Origin of the sequence: Pseudomonas fluorescens, from assembly GCF_902497775.2 — a bacterium.
GTDB classification, from domain to species: Bacteria; Pseudomonadota; Gammaproteobacteria; order Pseudomonadales; family Pseudomonadaceae; genus Aquipseudomonas; species Aquipseudomonas putida_F.
This window is the reverse complement of sequence record NZ_OZ024668.1, coordinates 5,356,857-5,378,456: the sequence shown is the minus strand read 5'-3', so window position 1 is coordinate 5,378,456 and position 21,600 is coordinate 5,356,857. Positions and strand designations below refer to the sequence as shown.

Genomic DNA, 21,600 nt, shown 5'->3' with positions numbered 1-21,600 from the left:
TGCCCTACTCCGCCAGCAAGACGTCTTGCTCCTGCGCGCACAGGGCCAGGAGAAAATCCCAGACCACGCGCAGACGCACCGACTTGTGCAGCTCACGGCGGGTACAGATCCAGTAGCTGCGCTGGATCGTCTCGTTGGGCAGCACCCGCACCAGCGCCGGATCGTGGCGGGCCATGTAGTTGGGCAACACGGCGATGCCCAGGCCGGCGCGAGCGGCCTGTTGCTGGGCGATCACGCTGGTGCTGCGAAACGCGACGTTGGGCGCGCGGCAGAAACTGTTCAAAAACAGCAGTTCCTGGCTGAACAGCAGGTCGTCGACGTAGCCGATCCAGCTGTGCTTGGCCAGGTCTTCGCGGTGATTGAGCGCTGGCGCCTGGGCCAGGTACTCGGGGCTGGCATACAGCGCCAGGCGGTAGTCGGTGAGCTTGCGGGTGATCAACAGGTCGGCGTTCGGCCGCTCCAGGTGGATGCTGATTTCCGCTTCGCGGTTGAGGATGCTGACAAAGCGCGGTACCGCTACCAACTCCACCTCAAGGCCCGGGTAGCGCTCGAACAGGCTACCCATGCGCGGAGTGAAGAACATGATGCCGATGCCTTCGGTCACCCCCAGGCGAATCTTGCCCAGCGGGGTGATGGCTTGGGTGATCTCTTCCTGAGCCAGCAGCGCGACGTTTTCCATCGCCTCGGCGTGCTTGAGCAGGGCCTGCCCGGAGGGCGTCAGCTCGTAGCCCTGGGCGTGCTGAACGAACAATGCCGTACCCAGGCTCTGCTCGATATTGTCGATATGCCGGGCCACGGTGCTGTGGGTAGTGTTCAGGCGTTTGGCCGCGGTCAGAAGCCGGCCGCTGCGCTGCAACTCGAGAAAAAACCGCAGATCATTCCAGTCGAACATGCTTTTCCTTGTGAATCAGTTGTTCACGGACGTTGTGTTAAAACGCACAGCACTTGAGTGAAATCTAACGTTTTCATCCCGAAATTAATCAATAACATGGGCTGGGACAAGAATAATAATCAGGCGCGAGGTTGCCCATGCCATCAGCCGATCCTGTCTACGACTATGTGGTGGTTGGTGCCGGCCCTGCCGGATGCCTTCTGGCCAATCGTTTATCTGCCGACCCAGGCTGCCGGGTGCTGTTGCTCGAAGCGGGTGGGCGCGACAACTATCCCTGGATTCATATTCCGGTGGGTTACCTTTATTGCATCGGTAATCCGCGCACTGACTGGTGCTTCAAGACCGAAGCGCAACCCGGCCTCAATGGCCGTGCCCTGGGTTATCCACGGGGCAAGGTGCTCGGTGGCTGTTCTTCGATCAACGGCATGATCTACATGCGTGGCCAGGCGGGCGACTACGACCGCTGGGCCGAGCAAGGCAATGCCGGTTGGGCCTGGAAGGATGTGCTGCCACTGTTCAAGGCCAGCGAAAATCACTTTGGCGGCGCCAGCGAAGCCCATGGCAATCAAGGCGAGTGGCGAGTTGAACAGCAACGCTATTCCTGGCCAATCCTCGATGCCTTCCGCGAAGCGGCGGCGCAGAGCGGTATTGCCAGCGTTGCTGACTTCAACACTGGGGATAACCAGGGCTGTGGATACTTTCAGGTCAACCAGCGCTCCGGCATTCGCTGGAACTCGGCCAAGGCTTTTTTGCGCCCGATCCTCAAACGTCCCAACCTGACTGTGCTGACCGATGTGCTGGTTGATCAGGTGTTGCTGGAAGAAGGCCGTGCTTCGAAGGTACGTGCCCGCTGGCAAGGCAATTGGCAGCACTTCGGTGCACGCCGGGAGATCATCCTGTGTGCTGGCTCCGTGGGGTCGCCCGGGATCCTCCAGCGTTCCGGCATTGGCCCGCGCGGCTTGCTCGAAAGCCTCGGGATAACTGTTCGTCACGAGCTGCCAGGCGTGGGTGGCAATCTGCAGGACCATCTGCAATTACGCCTGATCTACCAGGTTACCCAGGCGCGAACCCTCAACCAGGTTGCCAACAGCCCCTGGGGCAAGCTCGGTATGGGCCTGCGTTACTTGTACGATCGCAGCGGTCCGCTGGCGATGGCGCCGAGTCAGTTGGGGGCGTTTGTCCGTTCCGGCCCGGAGCAGGCTTCGGCCAACCTGCAGTACCACGTGCAGCCCTTGTCGCTGGAGCGCTTCGGCGAGCCGCTGCACCGCTTCCCGGCTTTTACCGCTTCGGTGTGCAACCTGCGCCCGGCCAGCCGCGGGCGTATCGATATCCGCTCGGCCAACCCGGACGACGCGCCGCTGATCGATCCCAACTACCTGAGCGATCCCGAAGACCTGCGTGTTGCCGCCCAGGCTATTCGCCTGACCCGCAAGATCGTTCAGGCGCCTGCCCTGGCGGCCTTCAGCCCACGCGAATACCTGCCGGGCCCGGATCTGCAAAGCGAAGAGCAACTGCATGAAGCCGCCGGGCAGATCGGCACCACCATTTTCCACCCGGTGGGCACCTGCCGCATGGGCAACGGACCGCTGGATGTAGTCGACGACCAGTTGCGCGTGCATGGCGTGCCAGGGCTGCGGATTGCCGACGCTTCGATCATGCCGCAAATCGTCTCCGGCAATACCTGCTCCCCTACCCTGATGATTGCCGAGAAGGCGGCGCAACTGATTGTTCAGGGAAGGTTATCCACACCCCGAATCGACGAGAAAACCGCAGTACCGACGCCCTGATGCAGGGTGCGTAGCAACAACGACGCCGGACGCAGTCTGCCGGCGTCGACAGTGGAACAACAAGAATAATCACTGGGGCCTGCAGGCCGAGGACAGCAACGATGTCGGATTACATTCAAGAGCAGGGCGCTGCAACGGCGAGCAACAGTCGCCGGGAAGAACGCAAGATCATTTTCGCGTCATCCCTCGGGACAGTTTTCGAGTGGTATGACTTTTTTCTTTATGGGGCGCTGGCGGCAGTCATCAGCAAGCAGTTTTTTGCCGGGGTGAACGACACCACCGCCTTTATCTTCGCCTTGATGGCTTTTGCCGCAGGTTTCTTGGTGCGGCCTTTCGGCGCGCTGGTGTTCGGCCGTTTGGGCGACATGATCGGGCGCAAGTACACCTTCCTGGTGACCATTGTGCTGATGGGCCTGTCGACCTTTGCCGTTGGCCTGTTACCCACCTATGCCAGCATCGGCATCGCCGCACCGATCATCCTGGTGGTGTTGCGCATGTTGCAGGGCCTGGCACTGGGCGGTGAGTACGGTGGCGCAGCCACTTACGTTGCCGAGCATGCGCCACCCGGCAAACGCGGTTTTCACACAGGGTTCATCCAGTCCACCGCCACCCTCGGCCTGCTGCTGTCGTTGTTGGTGGTACTTGGTAGCCGCTATGTCAGCGGCGACCAGTTCGAGGTCTGGGGCTGGCGCCTGCCGTTCCTGCTGTCGATCGTGCTGTTGGGGATCTCTACCTGGATTCGCATGAGCATGCACGAGTCGCCAGCCTTCGTGAAAATGAAGGCCCAGGGCAAGACCAGTAAAGCGCCGATCCGCGAATCGTTCGGCTCCTGGCCCAACCTCAAGGTGGTGCTCACTGCCCTGTTCAGTATCAACGCCGGCCAGGCAGTGACCTTCTACACCGCGCAGTTCTACGTGCTGTTCTTCCTTACCCAGATGCTCAAGATGGACCCGGCCCAGGCCAATACCCTGCTGATCATCAGCGTGGTGATTGGCGCGCCGTTCTTTGTGTTCTTTGGTTGGCTGTCGGACCGGGTCGGGCGCAAGCCGATCCTGATGCTCGGCTTGCTGTTGGCCACTGTGCTGTATTTCCCGCTGTTCAAGGCCCTGAGCCACTACGCGAACCCGCAGATCGATGCCGCCAGCCGTCAGGCGCCGATCGTGGTGATGGCCGATCCACAAGGCTGCACCTTCCAGTTCGACCCGGTGGGCAAAGCGCGATTTGACAGCCCGTGCGACAAGGTCAAAACCTTCCTGGTCAAACAGGGCCTGCCTTACAGCTCGGCTGAAGCGGGCGCTGGCGCCGAAGTTGTGGTGAGCATTGGCGAGCAGAAGATCAATGGCTTCGACGAAGCGGCCATGCGCGCTGCCATCGACAAGGCGGGCTACCCGGCCAAGGCGGATCCTGCCAGCGTCAACCAGCCAATGGTGGTGCTGCTGATCGTGGCCATGATCCTGATCGCGACCATGACCTACGGCCCGCTGGCGGCGGTGATGGTCGAGCTGTTCCCGACCCGCATCCGCTACACCTCGATGTCGCTGCCCTATCACATCGGCAACGGCTGGTTCGGCGGCTTCCTGCCCACCGTGTCCTTTGCCCTGGTGGTGTATACCGGCGACATCTTCTACGGGCTCTGGTATCCGGTGCTGATCACCGGTGTCAGCCTGGTGGTGGGGCTGTTCTGCCTTAAAGAAACCCTAGATGTGGACATCGACAAGGTGTGAGGATTCGCAGGCACAAAAAAACCGGCGTAAGCGCCGGTTTTTTTATGCCGTGAAAAAACTTATGCACGATTTTCTGAAAACAGTCATACAGAGAAATAAGTAGCTAAATTAATCACTTAGCGATTTTTTCGCTGAGAAATCCAAATACTGTACACAAGTTATCCACAGATCGGTCAGGCCACGCCTTGGGCCGTATTTGGTGCTGCTGCGGGCAATGATCCAAGCTCGCGTTGGGTCTGTTCGTTCCACGCCGCAGCACGGTCGTTGAGCTCGGCAATGGCCCTTGGGCCGCTACCTTCGGCAAACATCGGGGCGCCAATCACTACCTCAATGGTGCCAGCGCGTTTACCCCAGCCCTGCTTGGGCCAGTACTTGCCGGCGTTGTGGGCGATTGGCAGTACTGGCAGGTCTGCGTTGACCGCCAACGCGGCCCCGCTACGCGAGAACTTGCCGATCTGGCCAAACGGCACGCGGGTGCCCTCGGGGAAGATCAGCACCCAGACGTTCTCCTTGAGCAGCTTGTCGCCCTTGCTGGCAACTTGCTTCAAGGCTGCCTTGGGGTTGTCGCGGTCGATGGCAATCGGCCGCAGCATGGCCATGGCCCAGCCGAAAAACGGTACGTACAACAGTTCACGTTTGAGCACCTGGCTCAAGGGCGAGAAATAGGCGGAAAGGAAAAAGGTTTCCCACGTGCTTTGGTGGTTGGAGAGGATCACGCAAGGCTGCTTGGGGATGTTTTCAGCCCCGGTAACCTTGACCTTGATGTTGAGAAAAACCCGTACCAACACCAGCGCAAAGCGGCACCAGTAGACGTTGATAAAGCGGTAGCGAGCGCTGAAAGGCAAAAAAGGCGCGATAAAAAAGCTCAGGGTGCACCACAGCAAGGAGCTGGTACCCAGCAGCAGGTAAAAAAGAAAAATTCTGATCGCCTGCAAGATCGACATAGCGGCATGTACCGTTGCGGGCTTGCCCGCCTAGTAAAAGTGCGCCTGTTGTGCAGACGCGCTATTTGTGGATAAGTTCTCTGGCGATGGCTGCCAGATCATCGAAAATCAGCGTGTTCTCCGGAATTCCCTTGCTCAGGGTCTTCTCGCCTTTTCCGGTTTTTACCAGAATCGGTTGAGCATCGACGGCCAAAGCGGCTTCCAGGTCACCCTTACTATCACCGACAAACCACACGCCGGCCAGATTCGCATCGTAGTGGGCGGCAATAGTGGTGAGCATTCCCGGCTTGGGTTTGCGGCAGGCGCAGCCCTCATCGGGCCCATGAGGGCAATAGACGATCAGCCCGACCTCACCACCCTGCTCGGCCACCAGCCTGCGCAATTGCGCATGCATGGCCTCGAGGGTAGCCAGGTCGTAGTAGCCACGAGCAATGCCGGACTGGTTGGTGGCAACTGCCACCGTCCAGCCGGCCTTGCTCAACTGCGCAATCGCTTCGATCGAACCGGGGATCGGAATCCACTCGTCCAGCGACTTAATGTAGGCGTCGGAGTCCTGATTGATCACCCCGTCCCGATCGAGAATCAGCAGCTTCAAGACTTACCCCAGCAACGAAATGTCGGCCACACCCAGGAACAGACCGCGCAGGCGGCTGAGCAGGGCGTAACGGTTGGCACGGACATTGGCGTCGTCGGCATTGACCATCACCGCCTCGAAGAAGGCGTCGACCGGTTCACGCAGGGCGGCCAGGCGTGCCAGCGACTCGCTGTACTGGCGCGCAGCAGCCATTGGCTGTACGGCCTGGTCGGCTTGCTGGATCGCCGAGTACAGGGAGAACTCGTTGGCGTTGTCGAAGTACTTTGGCTCGACCGTGGTGGCGACAGCGCCTTCGGCCTTGCTCAGCAGGTTCGACACGCGCTTGTTCACCGCGGCCAGGGCTGCGGCTTCCGGCAACTGGCGGAAGGCCTGGACGGCCTGCACGCGCTGGTCGAAGTCCAGAGCCGAACCTGGCTTGAGGGCACGTACCGACAAGTAGGTGGCAACGTCGATACCTTCGTCTTCGTAACGGGCACGCAGACGATCGAAGACGAATTCCAGAACCTGCTCGGCGAGGCCTGCGGCCTTGACCTTGGCACCGAACTGGCTGACAGCGAAGTTGACCGCTTCGTTCAGGTCCAGGTCCAACTGCTTCTCGATCAGGATGCGCAGTACGCCCAGCGCTGCACGACGCAGGGCATAGGGGTCTTTGCTCCCGGTCGGGAGCATGCCGATACCGAAGATGCCGACCAGGGTGTCGAGCTTGTCGGCGATGGCCACGGCCGCACCGGTCAGGGTCGACGGCAGTTCAGCGCCAGCACCGCGCGGCATGTACTGCTCGTTCAGGGCCAGGGCGACGTGTTGCGGCTCGCCGTCGTTGAGGGCGTAGTAGTAACCGGCAACACCCTGCATTTCAGGGAATTCACCGACCATCTCGGTGGCCAGGTCGCACTTCGACAGCAGACCGGCACGCGCCGCGCGCTGGGCGTCGCCGCCGATGCGCTGGGCGATGAAGGCGGCCAGTTTGGCAACCCGCTCGGCCTTGTCGAAAACACTGCCCAACTGAGCCTGGAATACTACGTTCTGCAGGCGCTCGTTGAAGCTTTCCAGCGGTTGCTTCTTGTCTTGCTTGAAGAAGAACTCGGCGTCGGTCAGGCGCGGGCGCACGACCTTCTCGTTGCCTTCGACGATCTGCTTCGGATCGCGGCTTTCGACGTTGGCCACGGTAATGAAGCGCGGCAGCAACTTGCCGTCGGCATCCAGCAGGCAGAAGTACTTCTGGTTGTCCTGCATGGTGGTGATCAGGGCTTCTTGCGGCACTTCGAGGAAGCGTTCTTCGAACGAGCACACCAGCGGCACCGGCCATTCAACCAGGGCGGTCACTTCGTCGAGCAGGGCTGGCGGCACGATGGCGCTGCCTTCCTGCTGCAGGGCGAGCTCGGCGGTACGCTTGCTGATCAGCTCGCGGCGCTCGGCAAAATCGGCCAGGACGTAGGCCTTGCGCAGGTCTTCCTGGTAGTTGGCCGGGGCGCTGATGCGCACGTTTTCCGGGTGGTGGAAGCGGTGCCCACGGGACTCGCGACCGGCTTTCTGCGCCAGCAGGGTGCAGTCGACCACGTCGTCACCGAGCAGCATGACCAGCCACTGGGTTGGACGCACGAACTCTTCCTTGCGGGCACCCCAGCGCATGCGCTTGGGAATCGGCAGGTCGTTGAGCGAGTCTTCGACGATGGTTGGCAGCAGGCTGGCGGTAGCCTTGCCCGGAATGTGCTGGGAGAAGCGCAGTTTGGCGCCGCTCTGGTCGATATCCGACAGCTCTACACCGCACTTCTTGGCAAAGCCCAGGGCGGCCTGGGTCGGGTTGCCGTCAGCGTCGAAGGCGGCCTGGCGTGGCGGGCCGTCGAGGTTGACGCTGCGGTCTGGCTGCTGGGTATCGAGGTTGCGGATCAGCACCGCCAGGCGACGCGGCGCGGCGAACACCTGCTTGTCGGTGTAGTTCAGGCCAGCGGCCTGCAGGCCTTTTTCGATACCGGCGAGGAAGGCGTCACCGAGGCTGCTCAGGGCCTTGGGTGGCAGTTCTTCGGTGCCCAGTTCAACCAGGAAATCTTGAGCACTCATTGTGCAGCCTCCAGCTTAGCCAACACTTCATCACGCAATTCAGGGGACGCCATCGGGAAGCCCAGCTTGGCGCGGGCTTGCAGGTAGCTCTGGGCCACGGCCCGGGCCAGGGTCCGTACGCGCAGGATGTAACGCTGACGCTCGGTCACCGAGATGGCGCGGCGGGCATCGAGCAGGTTGAAGGTGTGCGAGGCCTTGAGAACCATTTCATAGGTCGGCAGTGGCAGCTCGAGCTCGATCAGGCGATTGGCTTCGCTTTCGTAGAAGTCGAACAGTTCGAACAGCTTCTCGACGTTGGCGTGCTCGAAGTTGTAGGTCGACTGCTCCACTTCGTTCTGGTGGAACACGTCGCCGTAGGTCACCTTGCCGAACGGGCCGTCGGTCCAGATCAGGTCGTAGACCGAATCCACGCCCTGCAGGTACATGGCCAGACGTTCCAGGCCGTAGGTGATTTCACCGGTGACCGGCAAGCATTCGATGCCGCCCACTTGCTGGAAGTAGGTGAATTGGGTGACTTCCATGCCGTTGAGCCAGATTTCCCAACCCAGACCCCAGGCGCCGAGGGTCGGCGATTCCCAGTTGTCTTCGACGAAACGGATGTCGTGCACCAGCGGGTCGAGGCCGATGGCTTTCAGCGAGCCCAGGTACAGTTCCTGGAAGTTCGCCGGGTTCGGCTTGAGGACCACCTGGAACTGATAGTAGTGCTGCAGGCGGTTCGGGTTTTCGCCATAACGGCCATCCGCGGGACGGCGGCTAGGCTGCACATAGGCGGCGTTCCAGGTTTCCGGGCCGATGGCGCGCAGGAACGTGGCAGTATGGAAAGTGCCGGCGCCTACTTCCATATCGTAGGGCTGAAGCACCACACAACCTTGCTCGGCCCAGTAGTTCTGCAGGGCGAGGATCAAGTCTTGGAAGGTACGCACGGCTGGCGTAGGCTGGCTCACGAAATTCACCTGTTTCTAGGGCTGCGAATATAAAGAGCGGGAGTATAACCCGATTCGCGCAGGCCTCTACCCTTGGAGCCTTATGCCACGTTGCTTTTGGTGTACCGACGATCCGCTTTACCAGGCTTACCACGATCAGGAATGGGGCATGCCGCAGCGCGATCCGCGCCTGCTGTTCGAGATGCTGTTGCTCGAAGGCTTCCAGGCGGGGCTGTCGTGGATCACCGTGCTGAAAAAGCGCGAACGCTACCGCCAGGTAATGTTCGGCTTCGATCCGCAGCGCCTGTCACTGATGAGCGATGAAGAAATCGAAGAGCGCATGCTCGACCCGGGCATCATCCGCAACCGCCTCAAGCTCAATGCCGCACGGCGCAATGCCCGGGCCTGGCTGGCGCTGGAACACCCTGTCGAATGGCTCTGGTCGTTCGTCGGCGGCGCACCGAAAATCAATCATTTCGTCCAGCGTAGCGAGGTGCCGGCAGTCACCGACGAGGCCAAGGCAATGAGCAAGGCACTGCAGAAAGCCGGCTTCACCTTTGTCGGTCCGACCATCTGTTACGCCTTCATGCAGGCCACCGGCATGGTCATGGACCACACCACCGATTGTGATCGCTACGCCGCTCTGCTGCGCTGAGGGTTACAATGGCCGGCTTGCAAAAAGAGGAACCAGCCTGTGGATAAATTCAAGGGCGCCTTGATGGTCGGGGCGTTGCGGTTGTTTGCCAAGCTCCCCTGGGGCGCGGTACAGCGGGTCGGCGCGGCCATCGGCTGGATCATGTGGAAGGTGCCGAACAGTTCGCGCAACGTGGTGCGTATCAATCTGGCCAAATGCTTCCCGGAAATGGACCCGGTTGCCCGTGAGCAACTGGTGGGCCGGACCCTGATGGATATCGGCAAATCCTTTACCGAAAGCGCCTGTGCCTGGATCTGGCCGGCCCAGCGCTCGCTCGACCTGGTGCGCGAGGTCGAAGGCCTGGAAGTGCTTGAGGCGGCCCTCGCGTCGGGCAAGGGCGTGGTCGGCATCACCAGCCACCTGGGCAACTGGGAAGTGCTCAACCACTTCTACTGCAGCCAGTGCAAACCGATCATTTTCTACCGTCCGCCCAAGCTCAAGGCGGTCGATGACCTGCTGCGCGAACAGCGCGTGCAACTGGGCAACCGCGTCGCGGCGTCGACCAAGGAAGGCATCCTGAGCATCATCAAGGAAGTGCGCAAGGGCGGTCAGGTGGGGATTCCGGCCGACCCGGAGCCGGCCGAATCGGCGGGGATCTTCGTGCCGTTCTTTGCCACCAAGGCGCTGACCAGCAAGTTCGTGCCGAACATGCTCGCCGGCGGCAAGGCGGTCGGGGTGTTCCTGCATGCCCTGCGCCTGCCGGACGGTTCGGGCTTCAAGGTGATCCTGGAAGCGGCGCCCGAGGCGATGTACAGCGAAGACACCGAAACTTCGGCTGCGGCCATGAGCCAGGTGGTCGAGCGTTATGTGCGGGCGTATCCGAGCCAGTACATGTGGAGCATGAAGCGCTTCAAGAAGCGCCCGACGGGCGAGCCGCGCTGGTATTGAGGGCCTCATCGCGGGGCAAGCCCGCTCCTACACAATTATCCACAATCCCTGTAGGAGCGGGCTTGCCCCGCGATGGCTTAGCCAGCCTTATCGAGCTTCTTGAGAAACACCGTCATCTCTTTCTCGGCCTGCTTGTCGCCATGTGCGCGAGCCGCTTCCAGCCCCTGCTCCCAGGCCTTGCGCGCACCTGCCAGGTCACCCTCAAGCTGATGCGCCTTGCCCAGCAGCTTCCACGCCGCCGAGTACTTCGGGTCGTGCTCGACGCAGCGCTGCAAGTGCACGGCCGCCTCGGCGCCATTGCCCTCATCGAGCCAGGCCTTGCCCAGGCCAAAGCGCAACAGGGCGTTATCCACACCCTTGGCCAGCATCTTTTCCAGTGATTCGCGCATTCCAGGTCCCTCTTAGAAGAAGCTCAACCCTACATGGAACAGCTTCTCGACGTCACGGATGTACTTTTTATCCACAACGAAGAGGATCACGTGGTCGCCCGCTTCAATCACCGTGTCGTCATGGGCGATCAGCACTTCTTCGTCGCGGATGATCGCGCCGATGGTGGTGCCCGGTGGCAAGGCGATGTCTTCGATGGCCTTGCCGATCACCTTGCTCGACTTCGAGTCGCCGTGGGCAATCGCTTCGATGGCCTCGGCCGCACCGCGGCGCAGCGAGTGCACGCTGACGATATCGCCACGGCGCACGTGGGCCAGCAAGGTGCCGATGGTGGCCAACTGCGGGCTGATGGCGATGTCGATTTCGCCGCCCTGGACCAAGTCGACGTAGGCCGGGTTGTTGATGATGGTCATCACCTTGCGCGCGCCCAGGCGCTTGGCCAGCAGCGAGGACATGATGTTGGCTTCGTCATCGTTGGTCAGGGCCAGGAAGATGTCGGCTTCGGCGATGTTCTCTTCGAGCATCAGGTCGCGGTCCGAGGCACTGCCCTGCAGCACGACGGTGCTTTCCAGGGTGTCGGACAGGTGCCGGCAACGGGCCGGGTTCATCTCGATGATTTTCACCTGGTAGCGGCTTTCGATGGCCTCGGCCAGGCGCTCGCCGATCTGCCCGCCGCCGGCGATAACCACACGCTTGTTGGTTTCGTCGATGCGCCGCAGCTCGCCCATCACCGCACGGATGTGCGCCTTGGCGGCGATGAAGAACACTTCGTCGTCGGCTTCGATGACCGTGTCGCCTTGCGGCAGGATCGGCCGGTCACGGCGGAAGATGGCGGCCACGCGGGTGTCGACATTGGGCATGTGCGCACGGATCTGGCGCAGTTGCTGGCCCACCAGCGGCCCGCCGTAGTAGGCCTTGACCGCCACCAGCTGGGCCTTGCCTTCGGCGAAGTCGATCACCTGCAGGGCGCCGGGGTGTTCGATCAGGCGCTTGATGTAGTGGGTAACCACCTGCTCGGGGCTGATCAGCACGTCGACCGGGATGGCCTCGTTGTCGAACAGCCCGGCGCGCGTCAGGTAAGCCGACTCGCGCACCCGGGCGATTTTGGTCGGGGTGTGGAACAGGGTATGGGCAACCTGGCAGGCGACCATGTTGGTCTCATCACTGTTGGTCACCGCCACCAGCATATCGGCATCGTCGGCACCGGCCTGGCGCAGCACGGTCGGGAACGAGGCGCGGCCTTGCACAGTGCGGATGTCCAGGCGGTCGCCGAGGTCGCGCAGGCGGTCGCCATCGGTGTCGACCACGGTGATATCGTTGGCTTCGCTGGCCAGGTGTTCAGCCAGCGTACCGCCGACCTGCCCTGCGCCGAGGATGATGATCTTCATCCGCTGTTCCCTTCTGTTGTTATCCGCGCGCGGCGGCGATTTTGATCAGCTTGGCATAGTAGAAGCCGTCGTGTCCGCCTTCCTGGGCCAGCAACTGGCGGCCATGGGGTTGGCGGATACCGGCCTGGGTCGCCAGGTCCAGCTCGCGGGCGCCGGGGGTGCGGGCGAGGAAAGCCTCGATCACCTCGGTGTTTTCCGTCGGCAGGGTCGAACAGGTGGCGTAAAGCAGGATGCCGCCGACCTCGAGGGTTGGCCACAAGGCGTCGAGCAGTTCGCCTTGCAGGTTGGCCAGGGCAGCAATGTCGTCGGCCTGGCGGGTCAGCTTGATGTCCGGATGGCGGCGAATCACACCAGTGGCCGAGCACGGCGCATCGAGCAGGATGCGCTCGAACGTCTTGCCGTCCCACCAACTGGCGGTGTCGCGGGCGTCGCAGGCGATCAACTGGGCGTCGAGGCCCAGGCGGTCGAGGTTCTCGCGCACGCGGGTCAGGCGCTTGGCTTCCAGGTCGATGGCGACCACTGCGTCGAGCCCGGCTTGGGCTTCCAGCAGGTGGCAGGTCTTGCCGCCCGGGGCGCAGCAGGCGTCGAGCACGCGCTGGCCGGGGGCCAGGTCGAGCAGGTCGGCAGCCAGTTGCGCAGCTTCGTCCTGGACGCTGATCCAACCCTGGTCGAAACCGGGCAGGCCGCGCACATCGCAGGCTTCGGCGAGCAGGATGCCGTCGCCGCTGAATTGGCAGGGCGCGGCTTCAAGGCCGGCTTCACGCAGCAGTTCGAGGTAGGCATCGCGGCTGTGATGGCGGCGGTTGACCCGCAGGATCATCGGCGGGTGGGCGTTGTTGGCGGCGCAGATGGCTTCCCATTGCTCGGGCCAAAAGGCCTTGAGTGACTTTTGCAGCCAGCGTGGGTGCGCGGTGCGCACGACCGGGTCGCGCTCAAGCTCGGCGAAGATCTCGCTGCTTTCCCGTTGCGCACGGCGCAGCACGGCGTTGAGCAAGCCCTTGGCCCAGGGCTTTTTCAGCTTGTCGGCGCAGCCTACGGTTTCACCGATGGCGGCGTGAGCGGGGATACGCGTATAGAGCAGTTGGTAGAGGCCGACCAGCAGCAGTGCCTCGACGTCGGCATCGGCAGCCTTGAACGGCTTTTGCAACAGGCGTTCGGCCAGGGCCGACAGGCGTGGCTGCCAGCGGGCGGTGCCGAAGGCCAGGTCCTGGGTCAGGCCGCGGTCACGGACTTCGACCTTGTCCAGCTGGCTTGGCAGCGAGCTGTTCAGCGACGCCTTGCCACTGAGTACTGCCGCCAGGGCGCGGGCGGCTGCCAGACGTGGGTTCATTGGCCAAGCACCGTGCCGGTGGCGAATTTCTCGCGGCGGCTATTGAACAGGTCGCTGAAGTTCAGCGCCTTGCCGCCCGGCAGTTGCAGGCGGGTCAGGCACAGCGCCTGCTCACCGCAAGCGACGATCAGGCCGTCCTTGCTGGCAGAAAGGATTTCACCTGGGGTGCCGGAGCCTGTGGATAAACTTGCGGCGAGGACCTTCAGGGCTTCGCCGTTGAGGGTGCTGTGGCAGATCGGCCATGGGTTGAAGGCGCGAATCAGGCGCTCCAGCTCAACCGCCGGGCGGCTCCAGTCCAGGCGCGCTTCGTCCTTGTTCAGCTTGTGGGCATAAGTGGCCAGGCTGTCGTCCTGCACTTCACCCTGCAAGGTGCCAGCGGCGAGACCGGCAACGGCCTCAAGCACGGCTGGCGGGCCCATTTCGGCCAGGCGGTCGTGCAAGGTGCCGCCGGTTTCGCTGGCACTGATCGGGGTGCTGACTTTGAGCAGCATCGGCCCGGTATCCAGGCCCGCTTCCATGCGCATCACGGTAACGCCGCTTTCGCTGTCTCCGGCCTCGACCGCACGCTGGATCGGCGCAGCGCCACGCCAGCGTGGCAGCAGCGAGGCATGGCTGTTGATGCAGCCCAGGCGCGGAATATCCAGCACCGCCTGCGGCAGGATCAGGCCATAGGCGACCACCACCATCAGGTCCGGCTTGAGCGCCGCCAGTTCCGCTTGTGCCTCGGCGTTGCGCAGGGTCGGTGGCTGCAGGACCTGGATGCCGTTATCCACAGCCAACTGCTTGACGGCGCTGGGCATCAGTTTTTGCCCACGACCGGCCGGCCGGTCCGGCTGGGTGTAGACCGCCACCACGTCATAAGGGCTGTCGATCAGGGCCTTTAGGTGTTCGGCGGCAAACTCTGGGGTGCCTGCGAAGACAATGCGCATGGAGTTCTCGCTTAAAAAGAAAAAGGCTTGCCGGAGCAAGCCTTTGGAAAGAGGAGATCAAGCTTGCTGGCGATGCTGCTTTTCCAGCTTTTTCTTGATCCGGTCGCGTTTGAGCGTCGACAGGTAGTCAACGAACAGCTTGCCGTTGAGGTGGTCGCATTCGTGCTGGATGCACACCGCCAGCAGGCCTTCGGCGATCAGCTCGTAGGGTTTGCCGTCGCGGTCCAGTGCCTTGACCTTGACCCGCACCGGGCGGTCGACGTTCTCGTAGAAACCGGGCACCGACAGGCAGCCTTCCTGGTACTGATCCATTTCGTCGGTCAGCATCTCGAGTTCGGGGTTGATGAACACCCGTGGCTCGCTGCGGTCTTCGCTCAGGTCCATGACCACGATGCGCTTGTGCACGTTGATCTGGGTGGCGGCGAGGCCGATGCCAGGGGCTTCGTACATGGTTTCAAACATGTCATCGATCAACTGGCGAACGCCGTCGTCGACTTCGGTCACCGGTTTGGCGATGGTACGAAGGCGCGGGTCCGGGAATTCGAGGATGTTCAGAATGGCCATAAGCGTATGAGCTGCACTGTGCGATGAATTACAAACATGAGTACACATAATAAAGGGATTCGGCGCATTCGGCACCTGGCAAAGGTCAGCTAAGGTTTCAGGGTGCTTTTCCACCCGTGACGGCGAGCCCGAGGGAATGCCCTCGAGGGAAATCCTTCAACCGGTTGTCAAAGTATTATCAACAGAGTTATCCACAGCTTTTTCACGGCTGGCCCAAGCTATCCGATCAAGGATGATCGTCATGTCGCAACCCTTATCGCCGGCGTGTTCACCCGCCGAACTCGAAGCGCGATTGCGTCTTCATTTACTGCCGTCCCTGGGGCCGCGGCGTTTTCACACATTGATCCAGGCCTTCGGCAATGCATCGGCAGCGCTCAGTGCGCCAGCCACGGCCTGGCGTACGCTGGGTGTGCCGGCGGAGAGTAGCGATGCCCGGCGCAGCCTTGAAGTACGTGACGGCGCGGTAGCGGCGATGCGCTGGCTAGAGGCCCGCGACCAGCATTTACTGATGTGGGACGACCCCTGCTACCCAGGCTTGCTGGCCGAACTGGGGGACGCCCCGCCACTGCTGTTTATCGCCGGCAACCCGGCCATTCTGGAAAAACCGCAGTTGGCGATCGTCGGTAGCCGAAGGGCGGCAAGGCCGGCGCTCGATACCGCTGCGGCCTTCTCGCGCAGCCTCGCCCGGGGTGGTTTTGTCATTACCAGCGGCCTGGCCCTGGGCGTCGATGGTGCTGCGCATCAGGCTGCCCTGGATGCTGGCGGGCAAACCATCGGTGTGCTGGGCACCGGGCTGCAAAAACTTTATCCACAGCGGCACAGGGCGCTGGCGGCGGCGATGATCGAGCAAGGTAGCGCGGTGGTTTCCGAATTTCCGCTGGATGCCGGGCCTGTGGCGGGTAATTTCCCCCGGCGTAACCGGATCATCAGCGGTCTGTCGCTGGGGGTACTGGTGGTCGAGGCGAGTCTTGCCAGTGGCTCGCTGATTACTGCGCGTTTGGCTGCGGAACAAGGCCGGGAGGTGTATGCCATCCCGGGTTCGATTCATCATCCGGGGTCCAAGGGCTGTCACCAGTTGATCCGTGACGGCGCCTTGCTGGTGGAAACTGTCGAGCAGATCGTCGAAACCCTGCAGGGCTGGCAGCGTTTGCCACCGTTGCAGGTTGACGCCATTCCCGGTCATGAACTGGTCGACCTGTTGCTGGCCGCCCCGCAAACCACCGAGGGCCTGGCCAGCAGCAGCGGCTGGTCATTACCCCGGGTGCTGGCGGCGCTGACCGAATTGGAGCTTGCCGGAAGGGTCTGTAATGAAGCCGGGCGTTGGTTTGCCCGGCCCGGCTAAGTACACTGCTCATCTGCCTTTATGCGGAGTGAAAGCAATGGTGAGCAGTTGGCGTGTGCAACAAGCCGCGCGTGAAATCCGGGCCGGTGCGGTGATTGCCTACCCGACCGAGGCGGTCTGGGGCCTGGGCTGTGACCCATGGAACGAAGAAGCGGTGGATCGCCTGCTGGCGATCAAGTCGCGTTCGGTCGACAAGGGGCTGATCCTGATCGCCGATAATATCCACCAGTTCGACTTCCTTTTCGAGGATTTCCCCGAAACCTGGCTGGACCGCATGGCTGCGACCTGGCCGGGGCCGAACACCTGGCTGGTGCCGCACCAGAACCTGCTGCCGGAGTGGATTACCGGGGTGCATGACACCGTGGCCCTACGCGTCAGTGATCACCCGGTGGTGCGGGATTTGTGCGCACTGGTCGGGCCGCTGATTTCCACCTCGGCCAACCCTCAAGGCCGTCCGGCTGCCAAGACCCGTTTGCGCGTCGAGCAGTACTTCCGTGGGCAGCTGGACCTGGTGCTCGGAGGCGCCCTGGGCGGGCGGCGTAACCCGAGTGTGATTCGTGACCTGGCCAGCGGTGAGGTTGTGCGGGCCGGTTGAAGGCCAATCGTGGGGCAAGCCCGCTCCTACAGTAGGAGCGGGCTTGCCCGGCGATCAATTCACTCCGATTTCAAGGCAGCAACACCGTCGACCCCACCGTCCTGCGCGCCGACAGCTCGCTCTGTGCCTTGGCCGCCTCGCTCAGTGGATAACGCTGGTGGATATCCACAGCCAGCTTGCCGCTGGCAATCATCGCAAACAGGTCGTCGGCCATGGCCTGGGTGTTCTCGGCATTATTGGCATAGCTGGCCAGGGTTGGCCGGGTGACATACAACGAGCCCTTCTGCGCCAGGATCCCCAGGTTCACCCCGCTCACCGCCCCGGAGGCGTTGCCGAAGCTGACCATCAGCCCGCGCGGGGCCAGGCAGTTCAGTGAGGTCAGCCAGGTGTCCTGGCCAACGCCGTCGTACACCACTGGGCATTTCTTTCCGTCGGTCAGCTCCAGCACCCGCTGAGCCACGTCTTCACGGCTGTAATCGATGGTCGCCCAGGCGCCCAGGGCCTTGGCCCGCTCGGCCTTCTCGGCGGAGCTGACAGTACCGATCAACCGGGCCCCCAAGGCCTTGGCCCATTGGCAAGCCAGCGAGCCGACACCCCCGGCGGCGGCGTGGAACAAGATGGTCTCGCCTGGTTGTACCGCGTAAGTCTGCTTGAGCAGGTACTGCACGGTCAGGCCCTTGAGCATCACTGCCGCCGCCTGCTCGAAGCTGATGCTGTCGGGGAGTTTGACCAGGTTGGCTTCAGGCAGCACATGCACTTCACTGTAGGCGCCCAGCGGGCCGCCGGCATAGGCGACGCGGTCGCCGACCTTGAGCCGGGTAACCTGCTCGCCCACCACCTCGACCACCCCGGCGCCTTCGGTGCCCAGGCCCGAGGGCAACGACGGTGGCGCATAGAGGCCGCTGCGAAAGTAGGTATCGATGAAATTCAGGCCGATCGCCTGATTACGTACGCGGACCTGCTGCGGGCCGGGCGCTGCCGGCTCAAAGTCGACCAGGGTAAGGACTTCGGGGCCGCCATGCTGGCTGAACTGGATACGCTTGGCCATCTGCACTCTCCTGAAGGTACCGGGAAACCCCTATCGGACGCCTTTGCTTGATCGCCGTCAACTGCGGCCCGCCTGCCGCCGGTGGTATGCTACGCGCCGAATTTGCCTTAGCCCGCTTCCAGGTGACCTGATGACTAGCCGCACCGAGGCCGTGAAAGCCTACCTGCTCGACCTGCAAGACCGTATCTGCACCGCCCTCGAAAACGAAGACGGCGGCGCTCGCTTTGTCGAGGACGCCTGGTCGCGCGAAGCCGGTGGCGGCGGGCGTACCCGGGTGATCGGCGACGGCAAGGTCATCGAGAAAGGCGGGGTGAACTTCTCCCACGTATTCGGCAGTGGTTTGCCACCGTCGGCCAGTGCTCACCGGCCGGAGTTGGCCGGTCGCGGCTTCGAAGCCCTGGGCGTGTCGCTGGTAATCCATCCGCACAACCCGCATGTACCGACTTCCCACGCCAACGTACGGTTTTTCATCGCTGAAAAAGAAGGTGAAGAAGCGGTCTGGTGGTTTGGTGGCGGTTTCGACCTGACCCCCTACTACGGCAACGAAGAAGACTGTGTGCACTGGCACCAGGTCGCCGAGCGCGCTTGCGCGCCGTTCGGTGCCGACGTCTATCCGCGCTACAAGGCCTGGTGCGACCGCTATTTCCACCTCAAGCACCGTGGCGAGCCGCGGGGCATTGGCGGCCTGTTCTTCGATGACCTGAACGAATGGGACTTCGACACCTGCTTCGCCTTCATCCGCGCCATCGGCGACGCCTATGTCGAGGCTTACCTGCCGATCGTCCAGCGCCGCAAGGCGCAGCCGTATACCGCCGAGCAACGTGAGTTCCAGGAATACCGACGCGGGCGCTATGTCGAATTCAACCTGGTCTACGACCGTGGCACGCTGTTCGGCCTGCAATCGGGCGGGCGTACCGAATCGATCCTCATGTCGCTGCCACCGCAGGTGCGTTGGGGGTACGATTGGAAGGCCGCGCCAGGCAGCGAAGAAGCGCGCCTGACCGAGTATTTCCTGCAGGACCGTGACTGGCTTGGTGAAGCCAGTCACTGAGTCGCTGTGGATAACTTTCCGGCCCTGCCCGACCTTGACCCAGGAACCGCCTGAATGGACCAGTATGTTGTATTCGGCAACCCGATCGGCCACAGCAAATCGCCGCTGATCCATCGCCTGTTCGCCGATCAGACCGGCCAGCAGTTGGAGTACAGCACGCTGCTGGCGCCGCTGGATGATTTCAGCATGTGTGCCCAGGGCTTTTTCAAGCAGGGCCTGGGCGCCAACGTCACCGTGCCATTCAAGGAAGAGGCCTATCGCCTGGTCGATAGCCTGACGCCACGGGCCAAGCGTGCCGGAGCGGTCAACACCCTGAGCAAGCTCGCTGACGGCAGCCTGCAGGGCGATAACACCGATGGCGCCGGCCTGGTTCGCGACCTGACGGTCAATGCCGGCGTGCAACTGAGCGGCAAGCGCATCCTGCTGCTCGGCGCCGGCGGCGCGGTGCGCGGGGTATTGGAGCCATTACTGGCGCACAACCCGGCTTCGTTGGTGATCGCCAACCGCACGGTGGAAAAAGCCGAACAACTGGCCCGTGAGTTCGCCAACCTGGGGCCGGTGGCCGCCAGTGGTTTCGACTGGCTGCAAGAGCCGGTCGACCTGATCATCAACGCCACGTCGGCGAGCCTTGCCGGCGAGCTGCCGCCGATCTCCGCCAGCCTGATCGAGCCAGGCAAGACCGTGTGCTACGACATGATGTATGGCAAGGAGCCGACGCCGTTTTGCCGCTGGGCCACCGAGCACAAGGCCGCCAAGGTTCTGGACGGCCTGGGCATGCTCGCCGAGCAGGCCGCCGAGGCGTTCTTCATCTGGCGTGGCGTACGCCCCGATACCGCCCCGGTGCTGGACGAACTGCGTCGCCAGCTGGCGCGCGGCTAATCTTCGAAGCGGATCGGGCAGTACGCTGCCCCTTCCAGCTTGTGCAACTCTTCGATTACCTGCGGGCGCGCCCGTTGCAGCGTCAGACTGCCGCCGGCACGGCCCAGCCGCCGTGCTTCACGGTGGAGCATGTCGACCCCGGAGTAATCGATGAAGTTGATCTGCCGTGCATCGATCACCACGCGCGGCCCCTGGCAGCGCTGCAGGCGCACCTGCAGGTAGTGGCTGGCGCCGAAGAAGATCGACCCCCCTACCCGCAGCACGTCGGCATCGCCATCGCGGGACTGCTGCACCCGTGGCCGCGAGGTGCGTTTGAGGTAGAAGAACAGCGACGCGAGGACTCCTGCGTAGATCGCCGTTTGCAGTTCGAGTAACAGTGTTGCCGCAGCCGTCAGGGCCATCACCAGGAATTCCGCACGGCTGACCCGGAACAGCGCACGGATCGCCCGATGATCGACCAGGCCCCAGCAGATCAGCAGGATGCTGCCGGCCATGGACGGGATCGGGATATGCGCGATCAATCCCGCCCCTGCCACTGCAAACAAAGTTACCCACAGGGCGGAGAACACCCCGGCCAAGGGTGAGCGGGCGCCGGCGTCATAGCTGAGCCCGGAGCGGGTGAAGGAACCGGACGACAGGTAGCCGGAGAACAATCCCCCGACCATGTTCGACAGCCCCTGGGCGCGAATTTCCTGATTAGCATCGATGAGCTGTTCGGAGCGCGATGACAGCGAGCGGGCAATCGACAGGCTGGTGACTAGCCCGAGCATGCCGACGGCCACGGCGCTGGGCAGCAAACGCAGGATCAGCTCCAGGTCCAGCAGTGGCAGAGGGCTCAACGGTGGCAGTTGGCCAATGAAGCCGGGCACCAACTGTACCTGACCAAAAACGTCTGGGAGCAGCCAGACCAGCAAGCTGGCCAGCGCAAGGGTTATCAACAGGCCAGGCCAGCGCGGGCGCAGTATCTTTAGCGCGACTCCCAGCAGCACGGTACCCAGGCCGAGCGACAATGAAGGCCAATCCACTTCCGGGGCATGCTCCAGCAGGTTTTGCAGGGTTTTCAACGCGGTGGCCTGGCTGGGCAAGTCGATACCCAGCAGGTTGGGTAGTTGCCCGAGCGCAATCACTACTGCGGCGCCCAAGGTGAAGCCCAGCACCACCGATTGCGACACGAAATTGACCAGCGCGCCAAAGCGCAGCAGCCCCAGCAACCACTGAAACACCCCGGCGAGGAAGGTCAGCAGCAGGATCAGCGTGATGTAGTCACCGCTGCCCGCGACTGCCAGCGGGCTGACGCTGGCATACAGGACAATCGAGATCGCCGCCGTCGGCCCACAGATCAGGTGCCAGGACGAGCCCCACAGGCAGGCGATCATTACCGGCACGATTGCCGCGTACAGCCCGTACTCGGCCGGCAGCCCGGCAATCAGGGCATAGGCGATCGATTGCGGCAGGGCCAGGATCGCCCCGCTCAGGCCCACCAGCAGATCGCGGCGCACACTGGCTCGGGTCTGGTGTGGCAGCCAGGTGAGAAACGGCAGCAGTCGGCGGCGGTCGGGCCAGGCCATGAAGGGTCTCTATC

20 protein-coding genes are annotated in these 21,600 nt (G+C 62.7%); 8 read left to right on the top strand and 12 right to left on the bottom strand.

Translation table 11 applies throughout. The features are described 5' to 3' along the window. Window positions 1-4 precede the first annotated feature (4 nt). Window positions 5-892: a LysR family transcriptional regulator gene (locus tag F8N82_RS24730; RefSeq protein ID WP_038997889.1), complete on the bottom strand. Its 888-nt coding sequence runs from the start codon at window positions 890-892 to the stop codon at window positions 5-7. Between the two features lie 137 nt (window positions 893-1,029). Between F8N82_RS24730 and F8N82_RS24725 the strand changes: the two genes are divergently transcribed. Further along, a complete protein-coding gene (locus F8N82_RS24725) occupies window positions 1,030-2,679 on the top strand; it encodes a GMC family oxidoreductase (protein WP_038997888.1) in 1,650 nt (549 codons plus the stop codon). A gap of 101 nt (window positions 2,680-2,780) precedes the next feature. After that, the gene (locus tag F8N82_RS24720; RefSeq protein WP_038997887.1) at window positions 2,781-4,403 is read left to right on the top strand and encodes an MFS transporter; all 1,623 of its coding nucleotides are present in this window, start codon (window positions 2,781-2,783) and stop codon (window positions 4,401-4,403) included. Between the two features lie 173 nt (window positions 4,404-4,576). On the opposite strand, the gene F8N82_RS24715 is transcribed toward F8N82_RS24720, so the two are convergent. The 4 genes from F8N82_RS24715 to glyQ form a co-directional block, all read right to left on the bottom strand. Beyond that, window positions 4,577-5,347, bottom strand: a complete 771-nt coding sequence (locus F8N82_RS24715; RefSeq protein ID WP_038997886.1) for a lysophospholipid acyltransferase family protein — start codon at window positions 5,345-5,347, stop codon at window positions 4,577-4,579. Between the two features lie 61 nt (window positions 5,348-5,408). Further along, window positions 5,409-5,942, bottom strand: a complete 534-nt coding sequence (gmhB, locus tag F8N82_RS24710; protein ID WP_038997885.1) for a D-glycero-beta-D-manno-heptose 1,7-bisphosphate 7-phosphatase — start codon at window positions 5,940-5,942, stop codon at window positions 5,409-5,411. Window positions 5,943-5,945: 3 nt separating this feature from the next. Then, a complete protein-coding gene (glyS, locus tag F8N82_RS24705; RefSeq protein WP_150776975.1) occupies window positions 5,946-8,000 on the bottom strand; it encodes a glycine--tRNA ligase subunit beta in 2,055 nt (684 codons plus the stop codon). Further along, on the bottom strand, window positions 7,997-8,944 hold the full coding sequence (gene glyQ, locus F8N82_RS24700) for a glycine--tRNA ligase subunit alpha (RefSeq protein WP_038997882.1): 948 nt from the start codon (window positions 8,942-8,944) through the stop codon (window positions 7,997-7,999). The genes glyS and glyQ overlap by 4 nt, the downstream gene beginning before the upstream one ends. 82 nt (window positions 8,945-9,026) lie before the next feature. Between glyQ and F8N82_RS24695 the strand changes: the two genes are divergently transcribed. Together F8N82_RS24695 and F8N82_RS24690 are read left to right on the top strand one after the other, a co-directional pair. Continuing rightward, a complete protein-coding gene (locus F8N82_RS24695) occupies window positions 9,027-9,578 on the top strand; it encodes a DNA-3-methyladenine glycosylase I (RefSeq protein WP_038997881.1) in 552 nt (183 codons plus the stop codon). 39 nt (window positions 9,579-9,617) lie between these two features. Then, window positions 9,618-10,505 (top strand): lysophospholipid acyltransferase, encoded by an 888-nt coding sequence (locus F8N82_RS24690; protein ID WP_038997880.1) that lies wholly within the window; start codon window positions 9,618-9,620, stop codon window positions 10,503-10,505. Window positions 10,506-10,582: 77 nt separating this feature from the next. Here the strand turns inward: F8N82_RS24690 and F8N82_RS24685 are convergent, their stop codons facing one another. From F8N82_RS24685 to def, 5 genes are read right to left on the bottom strand one after another with little or no spacing between them, the layout of a single operon-like run. Beyond that, complete coding sequence (locus F8N82_RS24685) at window positions 10,583-10,894, bottom strand: tetratricopeptide repeat protein (RefSeq protein ID WP_038997879.1); 312 nt, start codon at window positions 10,892-10,894, stop codon at window positions 10,583-10,585. A 12-nt stretch (window positions 10,895-10,906) separates the two neighbouring features. Then, complete coding sequence (gene trkA / locus F8N82_RS24680; RefSeq protein WP_038997877.1) at window positions 10,907-12,280, bottom strand: Trk system potassium transporter TrkA; 1,374 nt, start codon at window positions 12,278-12,280, stop codon at window positions 10,907-10,909. 19 nt (window positions 12,281-12,299) lie between these two features. After that, window positions 12,300-13,610, bottom strand: coding sequence for a 16S rRNA (cytosine(967)-C(5))-methyltransferase RsmB (gene rsmB, locus F8N82_RS24675; protein WP_038997874.1), 1,311 nt, complete (start codon window positions 13,608-13,610; stop codon window positions 12,300-12,302). Next, window positions 13,607-14,539: a methionyl-tRNA formyltransferase gene (gene fmt / locus F8N82_RS24670; RefSeq protein ID WP_038997873.1), complete on the bottom strand. Its 933-nt coding sequence runs from the start codon at window positions 14,537-14,539 to the stop codon at window positions 13,607-13,609. Before fmt ends, rsmB begins: the two co-directional genes overlap by 4 nt. Window positions 14,540-14,596: 57 nt before the next feature. Beyond that, complete coding sequence (gene def / locus F8N82_RS24665; protein WP_038605133.1) at window positions 14,597-15,103, bottom strand: peptide deformylase; 507 nt, start codon at window positions 15,101-15,103, stop codon at window positions 14,597-14,599. Between the two features lie 241 nt (window positions 15,104-15,344). On the opposite strand from def, the gene dprA reads away from it, so the two are divergent. Both dprA and F8N82_RS24655 read left to right on the top strand, forming a co-directional pair. Continuing rightward, complete coding sequence (gene dprA / locus F8N82_RS24660; RefSeq protein WP_038997872.1) at window positions 15,345-16,445, top strand: DNA-processing protein DprA; 1,101 nt, start codon at window positions 15,345-15,347, stop codon at window positions 16,443-16,445. 37 nt (window positions 16,446-16,482) lie between these two features. Further along, window positions 16,483-17,040 (top strand): L-threonylcarbamoyladenylate synthase, encoded by a 558-nt coding sequence (locus F8N82_RS24655; RefSeq protein ID WP_038997871.1) that lies wholly within the window; start codon window positions 16,483-16,485, stop codon window positions 17,038-17,040. 70 nt (window positions 17,041-17,110) lie between these two features. Here F8N82_RS24655 and F8N82_RS24650 read toward each other — a convergent pair whose 3' ends face one another. After that, a complete protein-coding gene (locus tag F8N82_RS24650; RefSeq protein ID WP_038997870.1) occupies window positions 17,111-18,088 on the bottom strand; it encodes an NADPH:quinone reductase in 978 nt (325 codons plus the stop codon). A 130-nt stretch (window positions 18,089-18,218) separates the two neighbouring features. Between F8N82_RS24650 and hemF the strand changes: the two genes are divergently transcribed. Further along, window positions 18,219-19,139 carry an oxygen-dependent coproporphyrinogen oxidase gene (gene hemF, locus F8N82_RS24645; RefSeq protein ID WP_038997869.1) on the top strand — a complete coding sequence of 307 codons (921 nt, stop codon included), beginning with the start codon at window positions 18,219-18,221 and terminating at the stop codon, window positions 19,137-19,139. 54 nt (window positions 19,140-19,193) lie between these two features. After that, the gene (gene aroE, locus F8N82_RS24640; protein WP_038997868.1) at window positions 19,194-20,018 is read left to right on the top strand and encodes a shikimate dehydrogenase; all 825 of its coding nucleotides are present in this window, start codon (window positions 19,194-19,196) and stop codon (window positions 20,016-20,018) included. On the opposite strand, the gene F8N82_RS24635 is transcribed toward aroE, so the two are convergent. After that, window positions 20,015-21,586: a SulP family inorganic anion transporter gene (locus tag F8N82_RS24635; RefSeq protein WP_038997867.1), complete on the bottom strand. Its 1,572-nt coding sequence runs from the start codon at window positions 21,584-21,586 to the stop codon at window positions 20,015-20,017. The two genes, aroE and F8N82_RS24635, sit on opposite strands and share 4 nt — an antisense overlap. Window positions 21,587-21,600 lie beyond the last annotated feature (14 nt).

Excerpts from the sequence above, each read along its gene's own strand:
- hemF (WP_038997869.1), top strand. The coding sequence starts at position 18,219 with ATGACTAGCCGCACCGAGGCCGTGAAAGCCTACCTGCTCGACCTGCAA.
- F8N82_RS24685 (WP_038997879.1), bottom strand. The coding sequence starts at position 10,894 with ATGCGCGAATCACTGGAAAAGATGCTGGCCAAGGGTGTGGATAACGCC.
- F8N82_RS24715 (WP_038997886.1), bottom strand. The coding sequence starts at position 5,347 with ATGTCGATCTTGCAGGCGATCAGAATTTTTCTTTTTTACCTGCTGCTG.
- F8N82_RS24655 (WP_038997871.1), top strand. The coding sequence starts at position 16,483 with ATGGTGAGCAGTTGGCGTGTGCAACAAGCCGCGCGTGAAATCCGGGCC.
- aroE (WP_038997868.1), top strand. The coding sequence starts at position 19,194 with ATGGACCAGTATGTTGTATTCGGCAACCCGATCGGCCACAGCAAATCG.
- dprA (WP_038997872.1), top strand. The coding sequence starts at position 15,345 with ATGTCGCAACCCTTATCGCCGGCGTGTTCACCCGCCGAACTCGAAGCG.
- trkA (WP_038997877.1), bottom strand. The coding sequence starts at position 12,280 with ATGAAGATCATCATCCTCGGCGCAGGGCAGGTCGGCGGTACGCTGGCT.
- F8N82_RS24720 (WP_038997887.1), top strand. The coding sequence starts at position 2,781 with ATGTCGGATTACATTCAAGAGCAGGGCGCTGCAACGGCGAGCAACAGT.
- F8N82_RS24695 (WP_038997881.1), top strand. The coding sequence starts at position 9,027 with ATGCCACGTTGCTTTTGGTGTACCGACGATCCGCTTTACCAGGCTTAC.
- F8N82_RS24635 (WP_038997867.1), bottom strand. The coding sequence starts at position 21,586 with ATGGCCTGGCCCGACCGCCGCCGACTGCTGCCGTTTCTCACCTGGCTG.
- glyS (WP_150776975.1), bottom strand. The coding sequence starts at position 8,000 with ATGAGTGCTCAAGATTTCCTGGTTGAACTGGGCACCGAAGAACTGCCA.
- def (WP_038605133.1), bottom strand. The coding sequence starts at position 15,103 with ATGGCCATTCTGAACATCCTCGAATTCCCGGACCCGCGCCTTCGTACC.
- F8N82_RS24650 (WP_038997870.1), bottom strand. The coding sequence starts at position 18,088 with ATGGCCAAGCGTATCCAGTTCAGCCAGCATGGCGGCCCCGAAGTCCTT.
- fmt (WP_038997873.1), bottom strand. The coding sequence starts at position 14,539 with ATGCGCATTGTCTTCGCAGGCACCCCAGAGTTTGCCGCCGAACACCTA.
- F8N82_RS24725 (WP_038997888.1), top strand. The coding sequence starts at position 1,030 with ATGCCATCAGCCGATCCTGTCTACGACTATGTGGTGGTTGGTGCCGGC.
- rsmB (WP_038997874.1), bottom strand. The coding sequence starts at position 13,610 with ATGAACCCACGTCTGGCAGCCGCCCGCGCCCTGGCGGCAGTACTCAGT.
- F8N82_RS24730 (WP_038997889.1), bottom strand. The coding sequence starts at position 892 with ATGTTCGACTGGAATGATCTGCGGTTTTTTCTCGAGTTGCAGCGCAGC.